Genomic DNA, 18334 nt, shown 5'->3' with positions numbered 1-18334 from the left:
AACCTTCATTCTACCTTAGGATGTTTAGCGGAACCTGAGTTACCAGGCTACAGTATGCTCTTGCCGAGCGCCGAGCAGATAAGCTCCATGGCGACCCGCGCCGTCTGATTGTGTTCGTCGAGGATCGGATTGACCTCGGCGAGTTCCAGCGAGTTCGCGACGCCGCTCTCGGCGATCAACTCCATGGCGAGGTGCGCCTCGCGGTAGGTGAGACCGCCTTGAACCGGCGTGCCCGTTCCCGGTGCGAGGGCGGGGTCGAGCGAGTCGATGTCGACACTGACATGCGCGCCCGAAGGTCCGCGCGCAGCGCGTTCGATCGCCTGATCCATGACCTTCGCCATGCCTAGCCGGTCGATGTCGGTCATCGTGAAGCACAGCACGCCGTGCTCGCGCAGGAACGCGCGCTCGCCTGCGTCGAGATCGCGCAGACCCACGAAGGCGCATCTGCCGGCATCGACCGAGGGCGTCGGAAAAACCGACGGGGGGAAGAGATCGGCCGCGTATCCGAGCGCGACCGCCATCGACATGCCGTGGATGTTGCCGGTCGGACTTGTGGCCGGCGTGTTGACGTCGGCGTGCGCGTCGATCCAGATCACGCCGCTCGGCCCCTTGACGCGGGCGATCCCGGCGAGCACGCCGATCGCCATCGAATGATCGCCGCCGAGGACGACTGGGAACGCGCCATCGCGCAGCGAGCGTTCGACGGCATCGGCAGTCGCGCTGCATGCGGCGCGAACCGATGCGAGATGGTTCGCGTGGCCCCGTCCGCTGGGTTCGTCGCCTTCGGATTGCGGCACCGCGACGTTGCCTTGGTCGCGCACGTGCAGTTTGAGGGCTTCGAGGTTCTTTTGGAGGTTCGCTTCGCGCACGGCATCGGGTCCGAGACGCACGCCGTGGCGCCCGGCGCCATAGTCGATCGGAACGCCGATGAGATCGATGCTGGTGACGTGTATCATTTGGACCGGCCGTCTCGTTCGCGATGCACCAGGCGATTCATGCAGGCGGGGGCGCGCGGGGCGCTTAATTCGGGGCTACACGCAAGGGGGAAGATATGCGACGTCATGCCGCGATCGGGCTAGCATTGTGCGTTCTTGCCGCGCTGGGGTGCTCCAAGCCCGCCGAATACGGCGGGCCGAACTCCGGGGGCACGCCCGGCCCAAAGATCGCGATGGTGACCGACGTCGGCGGCCTCGGGGACAAGTCGTTCAACGATTCCGCACACCGAGGGCTGGTCGAAGCGCAGACCACGTTCAACGCGCACGTCACCGTGCTGCAGTCGCGCTCGGCGGCGGATTACGAGCCCAACCTTTCAACGCTGGCCCAGCAAGGGAACCAGCTGATCTTCGCCGTCGGCTTCCTCATGCACGATTCGCTCAATTCGGTGGCGCCGCGTTTCCCCAAGACGCATTTCGCGATCATCGACTCGGTCGTGGACCGGCCGAACGTCACCTCGATCACCTTCAAAGAGGAGGAGAGTTCGTTTCTGGCCGGCGTGCTCGCGGCGCTCGTCTCCAAAAAAGGCACGGTCGCGTTCCTGGGCGGGATCGATTCGCCGCTGATCGAGAAATTTGCAGCGGGCTATTCAGCCGGCGTGCAAAGCGCTAACCCTAACGTCAAGGTCCTCGTGAAGTATACGGGCTCGTTCGACGACGTCGCGGCCGGCAAAGAGTACGCGACGGTGTTGTTCGACCAAGGGGCCGATGTGGTGTACGCCGCGGCCGGCAAGTGCGGCATCGGCGCTATCGATGAGGTCAAGACGCGCCCGCCGGGCACGTACGTCATCGGCGTGGACTCCGATCAAGATGCGCTCGCGCCGGGCAAGATCCTGACGTCCGCGCTCAAGCGCGTGGACACCGCGGTGTTCAAGCTCGCTCAGTCCGTGAGTCGAGGGAAGGTCCCGGCCGGCCTCATCGTGCTCGGCCTCAAGGAAGGCGGCGTCGATCTCACGCCGATGAAATACACGAGGGCCCTTGTGCCCGCCGCCGCGTTGGCCGCAGTGGACAAATTCAAGAAGATGATCGTCGCGGGCAAACTCGTGGTACCGTCGACGCCGGATCAGCTCAAAGCCTTCCATCCGCCCACCACGCCGTGAATCCGCCCGCTGCTCCCGAAGGGTCGCCAGCCCTCGCGGCGCGCGGCATCGTCAAGCATTTCGGACCCGTCGCCGCCAACGAAGGCGTGGACTTCGATGTTCGCTTTGGTGAGGTGCACGCGCTGATCGGCGAGAACGGCGCGGGCAAGAGCACGCTCATGAACGTGCTGTACGGTCTTTTGGCTCCGGACGCAGGAAGCATCGAGGTGCGCGGCCAGACGCAGACGTTCGGCGGCTGTGCTGACGCGATGCGCGCCGGCATCGGAATGGTGTTTCAACATTTCCTCCTGGTCGAGCGCTTCAGCGTGGCGGAGAACGTCTTGCTTGGACGCGAGCCCGCCGCGTTGGGCTTCGTGCGCGCGGCTGAGGGTGAGCGCGCCGTGCTTGAGATCGCCGGGCGCTATCGCTTCGGCGTCGACCCCAAAGCGCGGGTGGAAGCGCTCGGCGTCGGCGCTCGCCAGCAGGTCGAGTTGCTCAAGGTGCTCGAGCGCGACGCTGCGATCGTCATCTTGGACGAACCCACGGCAGCGCTGTCACCGGTCGAAGCCGGAGCGCTGTTCGACGTGGTACGCCGGCTGCGCGACGAAGGGCGCGCGGTGATCTTCATCGCGCACAAACTCAAAGAAGTGCTCGCGCTGGCCGATCGCATCACCGTGATGCGCCGCGGCAAGGTGGTCGGCACGATGGACCGGGCGCACGCGGACGAGACGAGGCTTGCGACGATGATGGTGGGGCAACCGGTCGACCTCGATGCGCGCGAGCCGCGCACGACGCAGCCAGGCCCGGCGATGCTGCGCGTGCGCGAGCTGCATGCTCGTCGCGACGATGGCGCCGAAGCGGTGCGCGGTCTCTCGCTCGACGCGCGAGCGGGAGAGATCGTCGGCATCGCCGGGGTTGAGGGCAACGGACAGCTGGAGCTCATCGAGGCTCTTTACGGGTTGCGACCCGTCACCTCAGGCGCAGTCGAGTTGAGCGGACGCGACTTGACCCATGCAACGCCCGCGCAGCATCGAGCGGCCGGATTCCGCTACATCCCCGCCGACCGGCAGCGTGAAGGCCTGGTCCTTGACTTCGACACCGTCGAAAACGTGCTGCTCGGTGATCAGCGGCGCACCGCGCGCGGCTTCTTGCTTGACGCACGCGGGGGAGCGGAGCGCGCGAACGCCATCGCGCGCGAGTATCGCCTCGCGTCGTTTCACGCATCGGCTGAGGCGCGCGCCTACTCCGGCGGCACCCAGCAAAAACTGATCGTCGGTCGCGAACTGAGCGCAGACGCGAAAGTGGTGCTCGTCTTCGCTCCGACACGGGGTGTGGACGTCGGCGCGGCCTTGGCGATCTATCAGCGGCTGCGCGCGGTGCGCGACGCCGGCGCGAGCATCGTGCTGGTATCGTACGACCTCGACGAGGTACGCGCGCTCTCGGACCGCATCATCGTGATGAGCCAAGGCACGGTCGTCGGCGAGATCGCGCCCGAACGCGCAGACGATGCCACGCTTGGGCGGCTGATGGGAGGCGTCGCCGCCGGTGCGTGAATGGCTGCGCCGCATCCTCGGCCCGGCGATCGCGACGCTGCTGGCGCTCATCGCCGGCGCGGCGATCATGCTCGTGTTCCGGTCGAACCCGTTGGCCGCGTACGGCGCATTACTGCAGGGCGGTCTGGGTTCAGCGCAGGGCGTCGCAGAGACGCTCGTGCAAGCCACGCCGCTTCTCTTCGCCGGTCTCGGTGTCGCGATCGCATTCCGGGCCGGCCTTTTCAACATCGGCGCCGAGGGTCAGCTCGTCGTCGGCGCGCTATGCGCGGCCGTTGCCGGAGCAGCGTTGCATCTTCCCAAGCCGATCGAAGTGCCGCTGTGCCTGATGGCGGGCATGGCCGGCGGCGCGGCGTGGTCGAGCATCGCCGGAATTCTGCGCGCGCGCTTTGGCGCGAGCGAAGTCATCACCACCATCATGCTCAACTACGTCGCATTTCTCGGCGCGAACTACTTGGTCGCGGGTCCGCTGCGCGGCGTACAGGCCGCGCCGGAAACCGCTGAAATCGCGCACACCGCGCAACTTGCTCCGCTGATCGCGGACACGCGCCTCACCGCGGCGCTCCCGCTCGCGATCGTCACGGCGTTGCTGCTGGCTTGGTGGCTGCGGCGCACGGTCGCGGGCTACGAATTGCGCGCGGTTGGCCGTTCGGAACGGGCGGCGCGCTACGCGGGCATCAACGTGGCGGGGACGATCGTCAAGGCGATGGCGCTTTCAGGCGCGCTCGCCGGGCTGGCGGGGGCGACCGAGGTGCTGGGATTGGTGCATCGCTTCAACGCACAGCTCTCGCCGGGCTATGGCTTCACATCCATCGCGGTCGCGCTGCTCGCCAACTCGAATCCGATCGGGGTCATCGTCTCAGGGCTCTTCTTCGGTTTGCTGCAGAACGGCGCGCTCTCGATGCAAGCGCTCGCAGGCGTGCCCAAAGACCTGGTTTCCGTGGTCGAGGGTCTCGTCATCTTGTTCGTGGCCGCCAATTGGCTGGGCGAGCGGGTGCGTTTGCGCGGCACTGCCGCAGCGCTCGCGCCTGGAGCCGAAGCGGCCGGCGAGGCGACGGCGCCGTGACGGTGGCGTTGACCATCATCGCCGCAGTCGTGGCGATCGCGTTGATCAAGGCCACCCCGTTGATCTACGCCGGCCTCGGCGGCGTGATCTCCGAAAATGCGGGCATCGTGAACATCGCGCTCGAGGGCATGATGGTCGCCGGCGCGTTCGCAGCGGTGCTCGCGTCATACTACACGCACAGCCTGCCGCTCGCGCTGCTGGCGGCGGTCATGGCGGGCGCGCTGCTCGCCTGGCTGCTGGCCTGGTTCGCGCTGCGCCTGCGCGCCGATCAGATCATCGTCGGCATGGCGATCAACATCCTCGCCATCGGCGGCGCCGCGTATCTGCTCTCGGCCGTGTTCGGGCAACCCGGCGCGTCGCCGGAGGTCACGAGCTTCGCGTCGCTCGGAGGTGACTCGAGCGGCGGCAACAATCTCGTGTCGCTCGTCACACATCCGCTGCGTTACGCGCTGTTCTGGCTGGCGGTCGTGCTCGTCATCGCGATGCAGGTCTTTCTGTATCGGACGCGTGCCGGCGTGCACTTGCGCGCAGTCGGCGAGGAGCCGCGCGCCGCCGCGACGGCCGGCATCAACGTGTTCGCGTACCGGTATTGGGCGGCCATCGCCGGAGGAGCCCTCGCCGCCTTGGGGGGCGCCTACCTCTCCATCGGAGAAGTCGATCTCTACTCGGACGGCATGGTTGCGGGGCGCGGCTTTATTGCGCTCGCGGCCGTCATCTTCGGGAAATGGAGCCCGCTCGGAACCGTCGGCGCATGCATATTCTTCGGATTTTTCAGCAGTTTGCAGATCGCGCTCCAGCGGGCAGACGTGCCGGCGCAGCTTTTGGAGATGCTCCCGTACCTGCTCACCATCGTGGCGATCGGCGGCTTCATCGGCAAATCACGCGCGCCCGCCGCCGACGGCATTCCCTACGAGCAGTAAACGCGCTTGCGTGCGCGCTCATCTGCGCGTGCAGCGTGCTTGCGCTATTGCCGTCTCGCGGTCTCTCGCTGCCCGACGCCTCGCTTCAGGCCATCGACGCCGGGCCGTACCTGCGCGCATTGGAGCCGCAGCTCAAACGCTTTGCGAACCAAACACCGGGCCTGGTCGCGATTTCGGTGCTCGACCTGCATGGCGGCGCCGAGATCGACATCAACGGCGATTGGAATCTTCCCGCCGCAAGCGTCATCAAGGTTCCCGTGATGGTCGAAGTGATGCGTCAGGTGACGCTGCGCCGGTTCACGCTCGATCGCGAAGTGACGCTCTTGCCCGGCGACCGCGATTGCGGATACGGCCACCTTTGCTACGTTCGGGCCGGTGCGCGCTTTTCGGTCAGCAACCTCGTCCGCATCATGATCGAGAACAGCGACAATACGGCCACGAACATGCTGATCCGGTTGGTCGGGCGCTACCACATCAACCAGACGATGGCCGGTCTCGGACTCACGCAGACCTACCTCGGCGACTACATCCGCAGCGCCGGCGACATACGGTCTTTGCGCACGAGCGCCAACGACATGAAGCAGCTCTTTTTCATGATCTCCGCGCACCGGCTGATCAACGAACAGGCGTCCGACGTCATGCTCGCGATCTTGAACGGCCAGCGGCACAATAAGTTCTTACCGAAGGCGTTGCCGCATGGCGTCGAGATCGCGCACAAGACCGGAACGCTGCACGACACGCTCAACGACGTCGGCATCGTCAACCTGGCTGGGGCGCCCTACGTCATCTGCGTGCTGACCACGCATCTGCGCGACCTCGACGACGGCGCGCGGCTCATCCGCCGTGCATCGAGGGCGACGTTCGAAACGTTTCGCGCCGTGTCTGTTGCCGCCCATAACGCTCAAGCCGGCCCGTCGCCGTCGCCGCTGCTCGAGTCTTCGCCCGAGCCGAGCGAAACGGCCCAGCCCAGCCCAACACCGTCGATCTAGGGCTTCAGGCGCTCTCGCCCGTGCGGGGCGTCCAGGTCTTGCAGCGGTCCGATCGGCACGATGCGGGTCGGATTGATGTCGTCGTGCGTGAAGTAGTAGTGGCGCTTGATATGGTCGAAATTGACGGTTTGCGCGACGCCGTCGACCTGATAGAGATCGCGCAGGTAGCCTGAAAGATTCGGAAAGTCGACGATGCGGCGCAGGTTGCACTTGAAATGGCCGTAGTACACCGGATCGAAACGCACGAGCGTCACGAACAAGCGCCAGTCGGTCTCGAGCGGCGAGGGGCCGAAAAGGTAGCGTCGATGCGCGAGGCGCTCGTCGAGCTGGTCGAGCGTTTCGAAGACCCGGCGGGCCGCCGCCTCGTAGACGCTTTGCTTCGTGGCGAAGCCCGCGCGGTACACGCCGTCGTTGACGGTCTCATAGATCAACTTGTTGAGCGCGTCGATCTCGGTGCGGTGCTCGCGCGGATACAAGTCCAGCGACGCGTCGCCGAACGCGTCGAACTCGGTCTCGAACATGCGCATGATGTCATCGTCGTTATTGCTGACGATGCGTTTGGTCTTCGTATCCCATAGGACCGGAACCGTCACGCGGCCACGGTAGCCGGGGTCGGTCGCGACATAGGCCTGGCTCAAGAACTGAAATCCATTGAGGGGGTCGCGAGAGTAGCCTGGACCATCACGGAACGCCCAGCCGCGTTCGTCGCGGATCGGATCGACGACCGTCATCCCGATCGCATCCTCGAGGCGCTTCAGCTTGCGGACGATGATCGTCCTGTGCGCCCACGGGCACGCCAACGAGACGTACAGATGATAACGGCCGGCCTCGGCGGGGCACGTTCCGGCGCGACCCTGCGCCGAAACCCGATCGCAAAACGTATCGGGCTGCCGGACGAAACGGCCGTCATCCGACTGCTCGTCGGGGAATTGCGGAATCACTTTCATCTGGGTCTGCCCAATCGCGGCGAAGGGCTGCGGTTATTCGGGCACGCGTCGGCGCGCCCTGCTTACCAGGCGGTAAGGCCGCTTACGTCGCTCAAGATCGCATCCGGAAGCGAAAACCGATACGTCTCACCCGACGCAGATTTGATGTTCAGATGCGATCCGTTGGATCCGACGATGCGAAGCGAACCGCTCCGCCTGGGCGCGAAGATGTAGCGCCCGGAGCGTCGATCCTTATCGCGAGGAAAGCTGAGCAAGACCAGGACACCGCGCGTGGGATCGTTACGCAGATGGCCGGCATGCACGACGACGCTTTGATTGGACAGAACGCCTTGCCACCGATTCGCGATGACGAGGTCGTCGCTCACCCGCTCTTTGACGAGGGGCGGCGAGATCAGCGCGTTGTGCCGAGGGGCGGGGCGGGGCAGGTGCAGCGGACGGTTCACGAAGATTCGCCTAGGAAGCCGTGGCAGCCAGACCGCTCGCGTCGCTCAACGTCGCATCCGGAAGCGAGAATCGATACTGTTGGCCGGACGCGGACTTGATGTTGATACTGGATCCGGCGGAACCGACGATGCGAAGCGAGCCGCTCCGCTTGGGGGCGAATATGTAGCGCCCCGATCGGCGATTCTTATCGCGGGGAAAACTTTGCAGGACCAGGACGCCGCGCGTCGGTTCGGCACGCAGATGGCCCGCGTGCACGACCATATTCTGATTGGCGATGGGACCCTGCCACTGGTTCGCGATGACGAGATCGTGACTCACCCGCTCTTTGGCATGGGGCGGCGAGATCAGCGCGTTGAGCCGAGTAGCGGGTCGCGGCAAGTGCAATGGACGGTTCACAAAAGATAGGACTGTGACCCAGAGCACATTGTTACCGGCCGGGCTCATCCGAACCGGGAACTCAGCCTCTTCTAATGCAGCAACGGGACAGAGTTTCTACGGGCCGGAAAAGCGCCTAGGAAGCGGCCGCTCCAAGCTTGCGCGCCGCAACCGGATACGAAGGCGTCAGCCAGTGCCGGAAGCGCGACACCTCGCCAAGGGTGATCGAGCGGTATAGGCCGCCCAGGGCGGCGGTTATCGGGCCGATTTTGCCCTCACCCACGGGGCGGTGGTCGACTTCGATGACGCCCGTGACCTCGACCGCGGTGCCGGCCAGAAAGACCTCATCAGCGACGTAGAGCTCGCTTCGACCAATGCTGCGTTCGGCCGTCGGGAGGTGGAGTTCCGTCCGGCACACCTCGAGCAGAGAGCGGCGCGTGATGCCCTCGAGGATGCCGTCCGACACGGGCGGGGTGATCACCACGCCGTCGCGCACGATGAAGATATTCTGGGCGCTGCCCTCCGCGACATGGCCTTCGCTGTTCAACATGATGGCCTCGTCGAAGCCGTTCTTGATCGCCTCGCTCTTGGCCAGCGCCGAATTGACGTAGATGCCGGTGAGCTTGGCGCGGGCCGGCGCGACGTTGTCGTCCACGCGCCGCCACGAAGAGATGCACGCTCGCAGACCCGCGTTGGGGTCGAAATACGCCTTGCTGGGCACGGCCGTGATCGAAAAATCGTCGGGCACGTTGTGCAGGCGCACGCCGACCTCTTCGGCGCTCTTGAACGCGAGCGGCCGAACGTACACGTTGACGCGGAATCCGTTGCGCCGCACGAGCTCGGTGGTGTGGGCGCACATGTCCTCGACCGAGTCTTTGAGATCGATCATCAAGAGCTTGGCGGAGGCCGTCAGGCGTTCGTAGTGCTCGGCCAAACGGAAGAAGTACAATTGGCCGTGCGCCTCGTTCCAGTAGCCGCGGATGCCTTCAAAGCAGCCGGTGCCGTAGTTGAGGCCGTGCGTGAGCATGCCCACTTTCGCGTCCTCGTACTTGACGAACTTCCCGCTGCGGTAGATGATGATCGATCCGATCTCCACTCTCGTGCTCCTATGCAAGCTTAGGTCTTGACAAAACGGTTCACGGTTGCGATGAGCTCCTGCACTTTGTCCGAGGCTGCCTTATCGTCACCTTTCAGCGTGTCGCGAACGCAGCCCTCGATGTGGTCTTGCAGCAGCAATAGGCCCAAGCTTTCCAATGCCGAACGGGCCGAGGCCAATTGCGTGATGATGTCGATGCAGTAGCTGTCCTCTTCGACCATGCGAGCAAGGCCGCGCACTTGACCCTCGACTTTGCGCAGCCGCGCGATGATGTTGGCTTTGTCCTTGTAGTACGAATGGCGCATGCGAGGCTGATCTCCAGCTAGGCAAGGGGGGTACCCCCTTTCGAACCAGCCTCATCATACTTGCATCATATCTGAATTGGCAAGAGCACTTGACCGTGCAGATGGCCAGCGCTAATATACGGGTGGGGGGTATCAGGTTAGCCTAATGTCGCTCCTATTGTTCCTATGGCACTGGCTGCTCGCGTCGTTCGCCATGTTCTGGGTCGTGCTGTGGTCGCTGATGCTGGGCTTCCTCGCTTCGGCGATGATCCAGGCATACGTCCCCAAGGGCGGCTTGAGCAAAGCCTTGGGACGCGCCGGCCTTCCGGAACTCGCGCTTGCCACCGGCCTAGGCGCGGCGAGTTCCTCGTGCAGCTACGCCGCCGCGGCCACCGCGAAATCGCTGTTCAAGCGTGGGGCGGACTTCACCACGGCCATGGTCTTCATGTTCGCATCGACCAATCTCGTGATCGAGTTGGGCCTTGTGCTGTGGCGACTGATGGGCTGGCCCTTCGTCATCGCGGAATGGCTCGGCGGCTTTGTGCTCATCGCGGTGTTCGTGATCCTGGCGAAACTGTTGTTGCCCGCGCGGCTCGTCGAGGAGGGCCGGCGCCACGCCGAGGCGGCGGAAGAAGCGAATGAGCACGAGCACGGAGACATGCTCGCACCCGGCCGGACGCTGTTCGACAAACTGCGCTCGCCCGAAGGCTGGCGCTACGTCGCGCACTATTTCCAAATGGATTGGTCGATGCTGCAACCCGATCTCATTCTCGGGTTCGTCATCGCCGGCTTTCTTGCGGTCGCAGTGCCGGCGACCGTTTGGCAGCACGTATTCGTGGTGAACGCCGCCGAGCCGGTGAGGCTCATCGAAAACGCGCTCGTCGGGCCTCTCATCGCGGTTGCGAGTTTCGTCTGTTCGATCGGCAACGTGCCGCTGGCGGCCGTGCTGTGGCAGGGCGGCAGCTCGTTCGGCGGCGTCGTCTCGTTCCTCTACGCCGATCTGATCGTGCTGCCGCTGCTCGACATCTATAGGAAGTACTACGGCTGGAAACTCGCGCTCTCGATGGCAGGCGTGTTCTACCTCTCGATGGTCTGCGCCGGGCTGATCGTCGAGGTGGCGTTCTCAGGCCTGCACGCGATACCGCGCCCCGGCGGCAACCTGCTCGTCGACGTCGAGCGCATCGGATTGGACTACACGACCGCGCTCAACGTCGTATTCGGCGCCGGCGTGCTGGGTCTGCTCTGGTGGGCGAAGCGGGCTCCTTCCTTGCATTCCCACTAACTTTGTGGTACAAAGTATAGGATATGCGGGTTGAGGTCGAACGCGCGCTCGCCGATCTTGAGGAGGTCCGCGACCGGCTAGCCAGCGTTCAGCGTTTTCGCGGCTATTCGAGTCGCGTTGCCGCGGCCAGCGGCGCCTTTGCGATCGCCGGCGGAATCGTGCAAGCGCTGCTCGTGCCCGCGCCGCGCACGGACGCGGACGTCAAGCTCTATCTCGTCATCTGGATGTCTTGCCTCGCCTTGGCCTTGATCATCTACTACGGAAGTCTAGCGCTCCGCTACGCGCGCAAGTCGGGGCGCACCGCGCGCGCACAGACCAGGACGGTGAGCATCACGATTTTGCCGGCGATCGGCCTTGGCGCCGTGCTGAGTCTGGCAGTGGCACTGCACGGGGTGCCGTCGCTGCTGCCGGGTGTTTGGTACGCGTGCTACGGACTCGGTCTGTACGCGTCGCGCAACATGGTGCCCAAAGCGGTCATGCCGATCGCTGCAGCGTTCGGGATCATCGGTGCATTCTTGCTTCTCGTGCCGAGCGCGTCGCTACCGCTTCGCTGGTGGGTGATGCCCGCCGGATTTAGCCTCGGTCAGTTCGCCATCGGATGGCTCGTCGCAAGAGAAGGGTTGGAGGAATCAACATGAGCCCGAAGCGGGCGCACAATCAAATCGGGAAAAAGCCGCCGAAGAGCGCGACGCGCGAGGCGCCATACGCCTACGCCGGGTTGCAGCGCATCTTCCACGAGCGCGGGCGGCTTGCGGTGTGCACGTGCTTGATCGCACATCCCGAAGGCATGAGTTTCACCGAACTGCAGGAGGCATGCGGCCTCACGGACGGCAATCTCGCTCGGCATCTCGCGGCACTTGCCGAGATGGACATCGTAGCGGTCTCGAAGGAGACCGGAAACGGTCGGCCTACGACCGTGTGCCGCATCACGCACGCCGGGCGCACGCGCTTCCTCGGTTACATCGACGAACTCGAGGGCGTGATTCGCGACGTGCACTCGCAGGCCGGCGCGGGCTTGGGCGCGCACGCGCGCCGGCTGCCGCGTCTGGCGACGACATAGGAAGGCGCTGGCAACCACATGCTTTTGCAAAAAGTCAACCCCGACGCGCCGGCGCTGCTCGAAGAAGCCTTGCCCAAACACGTCGCCATCATCATGGACGGCAACAGGCGCTGGGCGCGAGAGAACGGCTTGCCGGCGATCGAGGGCCATCGGCGCGGCATCGCGAGCCTGCGCGAAGCCGTCCGAGCTTGCTCGGAGTTCGGGATCCCCGTGCTGACCGTGTACGGTTTCTCGGAAGAGAACTGGAAGCGAAGCTGGGCCGAAGTCTCCGCGCTCTTCGATCTTTGCTGCGTGTTCGCGCGCCGCGAACTCGACGGCCTGCGCCGCGAGAACGTCCGCGTTCGCGTCATCGGCCGTTGGGAGGAACTCCCGCCTGCCCCGCGCCGAGCGCTGGCGGATCTGATCGAAGGAACGGCGGCGAACACGGGCACGACGCTCTATCTCGCGGTGAATTACAGCGCGCGCGCCGAGCTGCGCGACGCCGCTCGCGCGCTCGCCGAGGATGTGCGCAGCGGCGTGCTGGCGCCGGAAGCGATCGGCGACGACACGCTCGATTCGTATCTCTACACGTCGGGCATACCCGACCCCGACCTGCTCATCCGGCCCGGCGGCGAGTTCCGGCTTTCGAACTTCTTGCTCTACCAGATGGCCTACACCGAGTTGTTCGTCACCGACGTCTGCTGGCCGGAATTCACGCGCGCGCAGTTCGTGCTCGCGCTTGCGGCATATCAAAGCCGTCAGCGCCGTTTCGGCTCCTAACCCTTAGTAGCGAAATGTAGTGCCGGGGCTTTAGCCCCGGATATGACCGGCGCGACCGAAGGTCGCGCCGTCTTCACATCAGAATGCCACCCGACTCGTGTGGTGCGATCTTCATCTCCATAGCCACTGCAGCGACGGCGAACTGAGCCCTTCGGCCCTGATCGACACCGTCGCAGACGCAGGCATCACGATCGCCGCGCTCACCGATCACGATACGACCGACGGCTTCGACGAGGCGAACGCTCGCGCGCAGGCTCGCGGCGTTCGTTTCATCGGCGGCATCGAGCTGACCACCTATGGCGGCGGCAGGGTGGTGCACGTGCTGGGACTAGGCGTGCGCAGCAGCGATGAAGAGCTCACCTTCGCCAACGCCAACGCGCGCGGGGTATGGGACCAAAACCAGCGACGCTGGATAGAAACACTGACCAAGAGCGGCGTAGCGGTGTCGTGGGAGCTCGACTTCAACGATCATCCCGTTCGTTTGCCGGTGCTCATCGAGCGCCTGTGCCGGCGAGGCTTTGCCGACGGCGATGGCGTGAAGTGTCACGCGGCGTTCCGCGCGTTCTTCGCTGCCTTGCCGCCGGAGGCGTACGCGAAACTTCCGTCGCCGGCGCAAGCGGGCGCGATCGTACGCGCCGCCGGCGGCGTGGCGCTGCTCGCCCATCCTGCCGAACTTGCAGAAGAAGGGCTCGCGCAGCGCTGGCTTGACGATCTCGATGGACTCGAAGCGCTGTATCTTCGCTACGATGCGGATACTCGAGCCGAACTACGTGCGTTGGCGACGGCGCGAGCCAAGCTCTACTCGTGCGGCAGCGATTGGCACGGCTACTTTCAGGGGCCGTACGAGAACCCGCAATTCGACGCCCCCTCGCAACTCTTGGCCCGTCTGCGCGACTAAGTCAGCGCGTTCTCTTGAGTCTTACGAAAGACAGCACGTCGTTCAGCGGCCGGGCGTTCAGCACGTCGGCCTTCGTAAGACCGGCTCTGCGCGCCGTGCCGACGCCGAACAGCATGTAATCCATAGAGTCCACGTGGTGCGCGTCGGTGTCGATGGCAAGCGTGCAGCCCAATTCTTTCGCGCGCCGTGCGAGCGGCGCGCTCAAGTCCAAACGCGCGGGGTTCGAGTTGATCTCCATCGCCGTGCCTGTCTGCGCGGCGGTGCGGAACACGGTGTCCACGTCGAATTCGTAGCCTTCGCGCTCGTTGATGAGCCCGCCGGTGGGGTGCCCTATGATGTTCACGTACGGGTTGATGATCGCGCGCAGCAAACGCTCGGTCTGTTTCTCCTTCGAAGCGCGAAACGACGAATGGATGGACGCCACGACGATATCGAGCTCCGCAAGCACCTCGTCGGGAAAATCCAGCGAACCGTCGGCGCGTATGTCCACCTCCGATGAGCACAGCAAGCGCGTTCCGTGCTTGGTACTCGCGGCGCGCACCAGCGCCATTTGCTCGCGCAGCCTCTCGATCGTGAGGCCGTTCGCCACAGCACGTCCGACGGAATGGTCGGAGATCGATAGATACTCGCGCTTGCGCTGCGCGGCTGCTGCCGCCATCTCCTCGATGCTGCGCGTTCCGTCGCTCCATGTGGTATGGTCGTGCAGATCGCCCCGGATGTCGGCAAGCTCGACCAACGCCGGCAGCGCACCCTTTCGCGCGAGTTCGATCTCGTCCAATCCGGTTCGCAACTCCGGCGGGATGAACGCAAGTCCGAGTATTTCGTACACGCCCGCCTCCTCTGCGGATGTGCGCAACTTCCCGCTCTTGGTTTCTTCAAGTCCGTACTCGCTGACGCTGAAGCCCTTGCGCAGCGCGAACTCGCGCAGCTTGATGTTGTGCTCTTTGTTGCCGGTGAAATGCTGCAGCAGATTGCCGAAGCACTTGTGCTCCACCACCCGCAAGTCTACCGAAATGCCCGCTTTGGCCCAAATCGTGGCTTTCGTGCCGCCGAGCGCGGTCACGCGCTCAACGAGCGGCAGTTTGGTGAAGAACGCCAACGCTTCACCAGGATCGTCGCTGGTGCAGATGAGGTCGAGGTCGCCGACCGTCGGCTCCATGCGGCGCAGGCTCCCGGCCGCCACCACGTTCCTGGCGAAAGCCGTCGAGGCAAGCGCCGCGATGATCTCCTGCGCGATCGGCCACGCATCGCCGAGGCGCATGCGCTTGGTGCGCGCCGGGAGATGCTCGAGCGCGGTCTTCAAATTCTCGATCGACTTGGGGCCCAATCGCGGGAGTTTTTCTATAGAGCCGTCCTCGACGGCGCGCTTGAGGTCCTCGACGCCGGTGATGCCCAACTCGTGATACATGGCCACAGCGGTCTTCGTACCGACGCCGCGCACCCGTAACAGTTCAAGGATCGTCGGCGGGAATTTGGCGCGCAGTTCTTCCAAGTACTTGCATGTGCCGGTGGCTTCGACGTCTATGATCTTTTGGGCGATAGCCTTGCCGACGCCCGGCAAATCCTGCAGGCTCTCCGCTTTGATAAGCTCGCGGACCGGCGTTTCGAGATCGTCGAGCGAGCGCGCGGCGCGCTCGTATGCCTTGATCTTGAAGAAAGGCTCGCCGTCAAATTCCATGAGCGCGGCGATCTCGGACAGCCGCGCCGCAACGTCTGCGTTGGTCATGGCGGCATCTTCTGCGAACGGCAAGGCATCCCCGTACGAGCGCCCGAAATACGGCGCCGACAATGGCGACGCAAGCTCCGCCCAAAGGCAAGCGCCTCGATCCGGCCATCCTCAACCTACCGATCGAGAAGATGCGCGACGGGTATTACTCCGACACGTATTTCAACCGGGTGCGCGAGATCCTCGGGCGCGACAAACACCATCCGCGCGTGTTGATGCAAGTCTTCAACAAGAAGAACGCGGTGCTGTGCGGCATCGATGAAGCGATCGCGATCTTGAAGCTGTGCGCCGGCAGCCGTCGCGCCGACGGCTCGTGGGAAGAAGGCTGGTCCAAGCTCGACGTGCGCGCGCTGTACGACGGCGATCGCATCGCCCCATACGAGGTGGTGCTGACGATCGAGGGAGATTACGCGCTCTTCGCGCACCTGGAGACGGACTATCTCGGCGTGCTGACGCGGCGCACCAAGGTGGCGACCAATACCAGTGCCGTGGTCGCCGCGGCCAACGGCAAGAACGTGCTGTTCTTCCCGGCGCGCTTCGATCACCATCTCGTGCAGACCGGCGACGGCTATGCGGCCTATGTCAGCGGCGCGCTGGGCGTCAGCACGGATGCACAAGCGGAATGGTGGGGCAGCAAGGGTGTCGGCACCGTGCCGCACGGCCTCATCGCCGCTTATGACGGCGACACCGTACTGGCGACGGCCAAGTTCGCCGAGTACATCGATCCTTCGGTGAATGTCATCGCGCTCGTCGACTTCGACAACGACTGCGTGGAGACGTCGAAGGCCGTCGCGGCCAAACTCGGGCGCCGTCTGTGGGGCGTGCGCTTGGACACGTCCGAGACGCTGGTGGACAAGAGCCTGTGGCACAGCATGGGCACGTTCAAGCCGACCGGCGTATGCCCGGAGCTGGTGCTCAACGTCCGGCGCGCGCTGGACCAAGCGGGCTATTCGTGGGTGAAGATCATCGTGTCCGGCGGGTTCACCGTGGAGAAGATCCGCATGTTCGAAGAACGCAAGATCCCGGTCGACGCGTATGCGGTGGGTTCAGCGCTGCTCCAAGGGATGTACGATTTCACGGCCGACATCGCGCTGACCGAGCGCGACGGCAAGCTCGTGGCGTGCCACAAAGTCGGCCGCCCATATCGCCCGAACCCGCGTTTGGAAAGAGTCCTCTAGCCCTACGGCAGTTGGCTGTTCTCCCCGGCGAAGAGGCCGGCGTCGTTGGGCAGCCAGGCCCACACCATAATGGCGCGAGTCGCCGGATGGACGAGCGAATTCTCGAGCCTGCCGTTCGCGGGGATGAGGTTGCGCTTGCGAAGGTTTTCGAACGTAGGCGCGTCGCTGCTCTCCCACGGCGCCTGACCGAAATGCATCTGGCCGTCCACGCGCACGTTGTAGTGGACGTGCGAGGGGATCTGATACCATGCGCTTGCGGGCACGGAGTCGAAATCGTGCGGCGTTGAAACGCCAGGCCGGAATTGATAGCCGCATGCCACGAGCCGCCCCGCCTCATCGTAGACCAACATGCTCGGATGGGCGAGGTCCTTCGGGTCGAAGCGGTCGCCGCTCATGAACATCGTTCCCAAGCCGGCGACGTAATCGCTGGACTGCATGTACTGATTCGCTCGCGCCCATACGACGAGCCGGTATGCCGCCGTCGACGTCCGCACCGCTTGGGCGAACGATGACGCGAACCCGTCGTCCGCGCGAGCGGACGCGGAAAACGCGAACTGGAGCATCGCGGCGAGCAACACCGAGCGCAGGATCATACCTCTAGAGTATCGGCACGGACGTCCGAGCTCGCTTCGCTCGCTTGGAACGCTACATTCGCGGCAAGCGGGAGCCCGCCACGTCACGAGCCGACAGGGGGCGCACCGCGTCCGCCGTCGAGTAGGGAGGACAGCTCGCGGCGGGCTTCGTCGCACCGAGTGACAGCACTTGCGCGTCGTACGATTGCGCAAAGATGGCATAACCCGCGTCGTCCGGATGGAAGCCATCCGCTGAGAAGTTCCCCGTCGCGTACGAGCGCGGATCGCACAGCAAGTCGACCACGCCGGTCACCGACGGTGAGTTGGCCAGCGGATTGATGACTTGCACATCGATCGCCAGCGAGACTTGGTCGAGCAGCGTCTGCACGCCGGCCGGTTGCGCCTGGCCGACGGGTATGAGCTTGAAATTCGGCAGGTTGGCGAGGAAGATGTGCGCGCTCGGCGCGAGCGCCTTGATCGTAGCGATGAGGTTAGCGTAGTCGGTGCCGAACTTCGTGACCTCGCCCGCGATGAACGTCGCTGGATTTCCGCCTCCTTGCACGATGCCGATGGCGCATCGCACGATGCCGTTGGTGTCATTGCCGCCGGCAAAAATCGTGACCAGTGTGGAATTGGTCGCCACCAAAGCCTGTTCGTGGGTGATGAAGTTCGCGGTCGCGCCTTGGCCGCAGGCGTTGACGTCCGTCTCGATGTCGGGACCGATCACCGCTCCGCTGATACCGAGGTCGACGAGCGTGACCTGCGAACTCGCATTGGTCAAGAGCCCCGTGAGATCGGGCACGTAGCCTTTGCCACCCGGACAATTCGCAGGCGTTACGATGGCCGGCGAGCCGGTCGTTCCGCACGGCACGCTGCTCCCGACACCGACCGCGTCGCTTGCGCCGATGGCCGAGTACGTGGTATGGAAGAAGATCAAGCCGGGGCTCGAGCTCGTCGTGCAGCCGCCGCTCGCAAACGCCATCACTGCAACAGTTGCGCAGACCAGTAGAACCAGGAGTCTCATTGTCGTGCTCTCCCCCAAAAGAAGCGCATCTTTAGAAACGCGGACGCGAAACAGAAGTCTTTTGCCGAACCGCCCCCGAACCTGCATCGCAAC

Annotated in this window: 20 protein-coding genes; 11 read left to right on the top strand and 9 right to left on the bottom strand. The window is 64.5% G+C overall.

Annotated elements, in window-relative coordinates; translation table 11 throughout:
- Positions 1 to 47: 47 nt before the first annotated feature.
- The gene (gene rocF, locus VN934_00555; protein HXM17281.1) at positions 48 to 956 is read right to left on the bottom strand and encodes an arginase; all 909 of its coding nucleotides are present in this window, start codon (positions 954 to 956) and stop codon (positions 48 to 50) included.
- 95 nt (positions 957 to 1051) lie between these two features.
- On the opposite strand from rocF, the gene VN934_00550 reads away from it, so the two are divergent.
- Genes VN934_00550 through VN934_00530 form a run of 5 tightly spaced genes read left to right on the top strand, consistent with a single transcriptional unit; the run spans position 1052 to position 6596 of the window.
- Positions 1052 to 2092: a BMP family ABC transporter substrate-binding protein gene (locus VN934_00550; GenBank protein HXM17280.1), complete on the top strand. Its 1041-nt coding sequence runs from the start codon at positions 1052 to 1054 to the stop codon at positions 2090 to 2092.
- Positions 2089 to 3624, top strand: a complete 1536-nt coding sequence (locus tag VN934_00545; protein ID HXM17279.1) for an ABC transporter ATP-binding protein — start codon at positions 2089 to 2091, stop codon at positions 3622 to 3624. Before VN934_00550 ends, VN934_00545 begins: the two co-directional genes overlap by 4 nt.
- Positions 3617 to 4687 carry an ABC transporter permease gene (locus VN934_00540; protein HXM17278.1) on the top strand — a complete coding sequence of 357 codons (1071 nt, stop codon included), beginning with the start codon at positions 3617 to 3619 and terminating at the stop codon, positions 4685 to 4687. The genes VN934_00545 and VN934_00540 overlap by 8 nt, the downstream gene beginning before the upstream one ends.
- Positions 4684 to 5607, top strand: a complete 924-nt coding sequence (locus VN934_00535) for an ABC transporter permease (protein HXM17277.1) — start codon at positions 4684 to 4686, stop codon at positions 5605 to 5607. Before VN934_00540 ends, VN934_00535 begins: the two co-directional genes overlap by 4 nt.
- A 35-nt stretch (positions 5608 to 5642) precedes the next feature.
- Positions 5643 to 6596, top strand: coding sequence for a serine hydrolase (locus VN934_00530; protein HXM17276.1), 954 nt, complete (start codon positions 5643 to 5645; stop codon positions 6594 to 6596).
- Here the strand turns inward: VN934_00530 and VN934_00525 are convergent.
- From VN934_00525 to VN934_00505, 5 genes are all read right to left on the bottom strand, one after another.
- Complete coding sequence (locus tag VN934_00525; GenBank protein ID HXM17275.1) at positions 6593 to 7543, bottom strand: glutathione S-transferase family protein; 951 nt, start codon at positions 7541 to 7543, stop codon at positions 6593 to 6595. The genes VN934_00530 and VN934_00525 overlap by 4 nt on opposite strands.
- Before the next feature lie 62 nt (positions 7544 to 7605).
- Positions 7606 to 7986: a hypothetical protein gene (locus VN934_00520; protein HXM17274.1), complete on the bottom strand. Its 381-nt coding sequence runs from the start codon at positions 7984 to 7986 to the stop codon at positions 7606 to 7608.
- A 10-nt stretch (positions 7987 to 7996) separates the two neighbouring features.
- Positions 7997 to 8365 carry a hypothetical protein gene (locus VN934_00515; protein HXM17273.1) on the bottom strand — a complete coding sequence of 123 codons (369 nt, stop codon included), beginning with the start codon at positions 8363 to 8365 and terminating at the stop codon, positions 7997 to 7999.
- A gap of 133 nt (positions 8366 to 8498) precedes the next feature.
- Positions 8499 to 9458: a branched-chain amino acid transaminase gene (locus VN934_00510; protein ID HXM17272.1), complete on the bottom strand. Its 960-nt coding sequence runs from the start codon at positions 9456 to 9458 to the stop codon at positions 8499 to 8501.
- Between the two features lie 20 nt (positions 9459 to 9478).
- The gene (locus VN934_00505; GenBank protein ID HXM17271.1) at positions 9479 to 9763 is read right to left on the bottom strand and encodes a metal-sensitive transcriptional regulator; all 285 of its coding nucleotides are present in this window, start codon (positions 9761 to 9763) and stop codon (positions 9479 to 9481) included.
- Between the two features lie 145 nt (positions 9764 to 9908).
- Between VN934_00505 and VN934_00500 the strand changes: the two genes are divergently transcribed.
- From VN934_00500 to VN934_00480, 5 genes are all read left to right on the top strand, one after another.
- The gene (locus tag VN934_00500) at positions 9909 to 11024 is read left to right on the top strand and encodes a permease (GenBank protein ID HXM17270.1); all 1116 of its coding nucleotides are present in this window, start codon (positions 9909 to 9911) and stop codon (positions 11022 to 11024) included.
- 23 nt (positions 11025 to 11047) lie between these two features.
- Positions 11048 to 11662: a hypothetical protein gene (locus VN934_00495; GenBank protein ID HXM17269.1), complete on the top strand. Its 615-nt coding sequence runs from the start codon at positions 11048 to 11050 to the stop codon at positions 11660 to 11662.
- Positions 11659 to 12084 carry a transcriptional regulator gene (locus tag VN934_00490; GenBank protein HXM17268.1) on the top strand — a complete coding sequence of 142 codons (426 nt, stop codon included), beginning with the start codon at positions 11659 to 11661 and terminating at the stop codon, positions 12082 to 12084. The genes VN934_00495 and VN934_00490 overlap by 4 nt, the downstream gene beginning before the upstream one ends.
- Positions 12085 to 12102: 18 nt before the next feature.
- A complete protein-coding gene (gene uppS / locus VN934_00485) occupies positions 12103 to 12843 on the top strand; it encodes a polyprenyl diphosphate synthase (GenBank protein HXM17267.1) in 741 nt (246 codons plus the stop codon).
- A gap of 97 nt (positions 12844 to 12940) precedes the next feature.
- The gene (locus tag VN934_00480) at positions 12941 to 13741 is read left to right on the top strand and encodes a PHP domain-containing protein (protein ID HXM17266.1); all 801 of its coding nucleotides are present in this window, start codon (positions 12941 to 12943) and stop codon (positions 13739 to 13741) included.
- A 1-nt stretch (position 13742) separates the two neighbouring features.
- Here the strand turns inward: VN934_00480 and polX are convergent, their stop codons facing one another.
- Positions 13743 to 15530: a DNA polymerase/3'-5' exonuclease PolX gene (gene polX, locus VN934_00475; GenBank protein HXM17265.1), complete on the bottom strand. Its 1788-nt coding sequence runs from the start codon at positions 15528 to 15530 to the stop codon at positions 13743 to 13745.
- On the opposite strand from polX, the gene VN934_00470 reads away from it, so the two are divergent.
- Positions 15530 to 16645 (top strand): hypothetical protein, encoded by a 1116-nt coding sequence (locus tag VN934_00470; protein ID HXM17264.1) that lies wholly within the window; start codon positions 15530 to 15532, stop codon positions 16643 to 16645. The two genes, polX and VN934_00470, sit on opposite strands and share 1 nt — an antisense overlap.
- Positions 16646 to 16647: 2 nt before the next feature.
- On the opposite strand, the gene VN934_00465 is transcribed toward VN934_00470, so the two are convergent.
- Positions 16648 to 17238, bottom strand: a complete 591-nt coding sequence (locus tag VN934_00465) for a hypothetical protein (protein HXM17263.1) — start codon at positions 17236 to 17238, stop codon at positions 16648 to 16650.
- Between the two features lie 52 nt (positions 17239 to 17290).
- Complete coding sequence (locus VN934_00460; GenBank protein HXM17262.1) at positions 17291 to 18241, bottom strand: SGNH/GDSL hydrolase family protein; 951 nt, start codon at positions 18239 to 18241, stop codon at positions 17291 to 17293.
- Between the last annotated feature and the right edge of the window lie 93 nt (positions 18242 to 18334).

This window comes from Candidatus Tumulicola sp. (assembly GCA_035601835.1).
In the GTDB taxonomy this organism is placed as follows: domain Bacteria; phylum Vulcanimicrobiota; class Vulcanimicrobiia; order Eremiobacterales; family Eremiobacteraceae; genus DATNNM01.
This window is presented reverse-complemented; position numbering and strand designations above follow the sequence as displayed.

What these genes read in the sequence shown, in the direction of transcription:
- rocF (HXM17281.1), bottom strand. Translation starts at nt 956, where the DNA reads ATGATACACGTCACCAGCATCGATCTCATCGGCGTTCCGATCGACTAT.
- VN934_00550 (HXM17280.1), top strand. Translation starts at nt 1,052, where the DNA reads ATGCGACGTCATGCCGCGATCGGGCTAGCATTGTGCGTTCTTGCCGCG.
- VN934_00525 (HXM17275.1), bottom strand. Translation starts at nt 7,543, where the DNA reads ATGAAAGTGATTCCGCAATTCCCCGACGAGCAGTCGGATGACGGCCGT.
- VN934_00505 (HXM17271.1), bottom strand. Translation starts at nt 9,763, where the DNA reads ATGCGCCATTCGTACTACAAGGACAAAGCCAACATCATCGCGCGGCTG.
- VN934_00500 (HXM17270.1), top strand. Translation starts at nt 9,909, where the DNA reads ATGTCGCTCCTATTGTTCCTATGGCACTGGCTGCTCGCGTCGTTCGCC.
- VN934_00495 (HXM17269.1), top strand. Translation starts at nt 11,048, where the DNA reads ATGCGGGTTGAGGTCGAACGCGCGCTCGCCGATCTTGAGGAGGTCCGC.
- VN934_00490 (HXM17268.1), top strand. Translation starts at nt 11,659, where the DNA reads ATGAGCCCGAAGCGGGCGCACAATCAAATCGGGAAAAAGCCGCCGAAG.
- uppS (HXM17267.1), top strand. Translation starts at nt 12,103, where the DNA reads ATGCTTTTGCAAAAAGTCAACCCCGACGCGCCGGCGCTGCTCGAAGAA.
- VN934_00470 (HXM17264.1), top strand. Translation starts at nt 15,530, where the DNA reads ATGGCGACGCAAGCTCCGCCCAAAGGCAAGCGCCTCGATCCGGCCATC.
- VN934_00465 (HXM17263.1), bottom strand. Translation starts at nt 17,238, where the DNA reads ATGATCCTGCGCTCGGTGTTGCTCGCCGCGATGCTCCAGTTCGCGTTT.
- VN934_00460 (HXM17262.1), bottom strand. Translation starts at nt 18,241, where the DNA reads ATGAGACTCCTGGTTCTACTGGTCTGCGCAACTGTTGCAGTGATGGCG.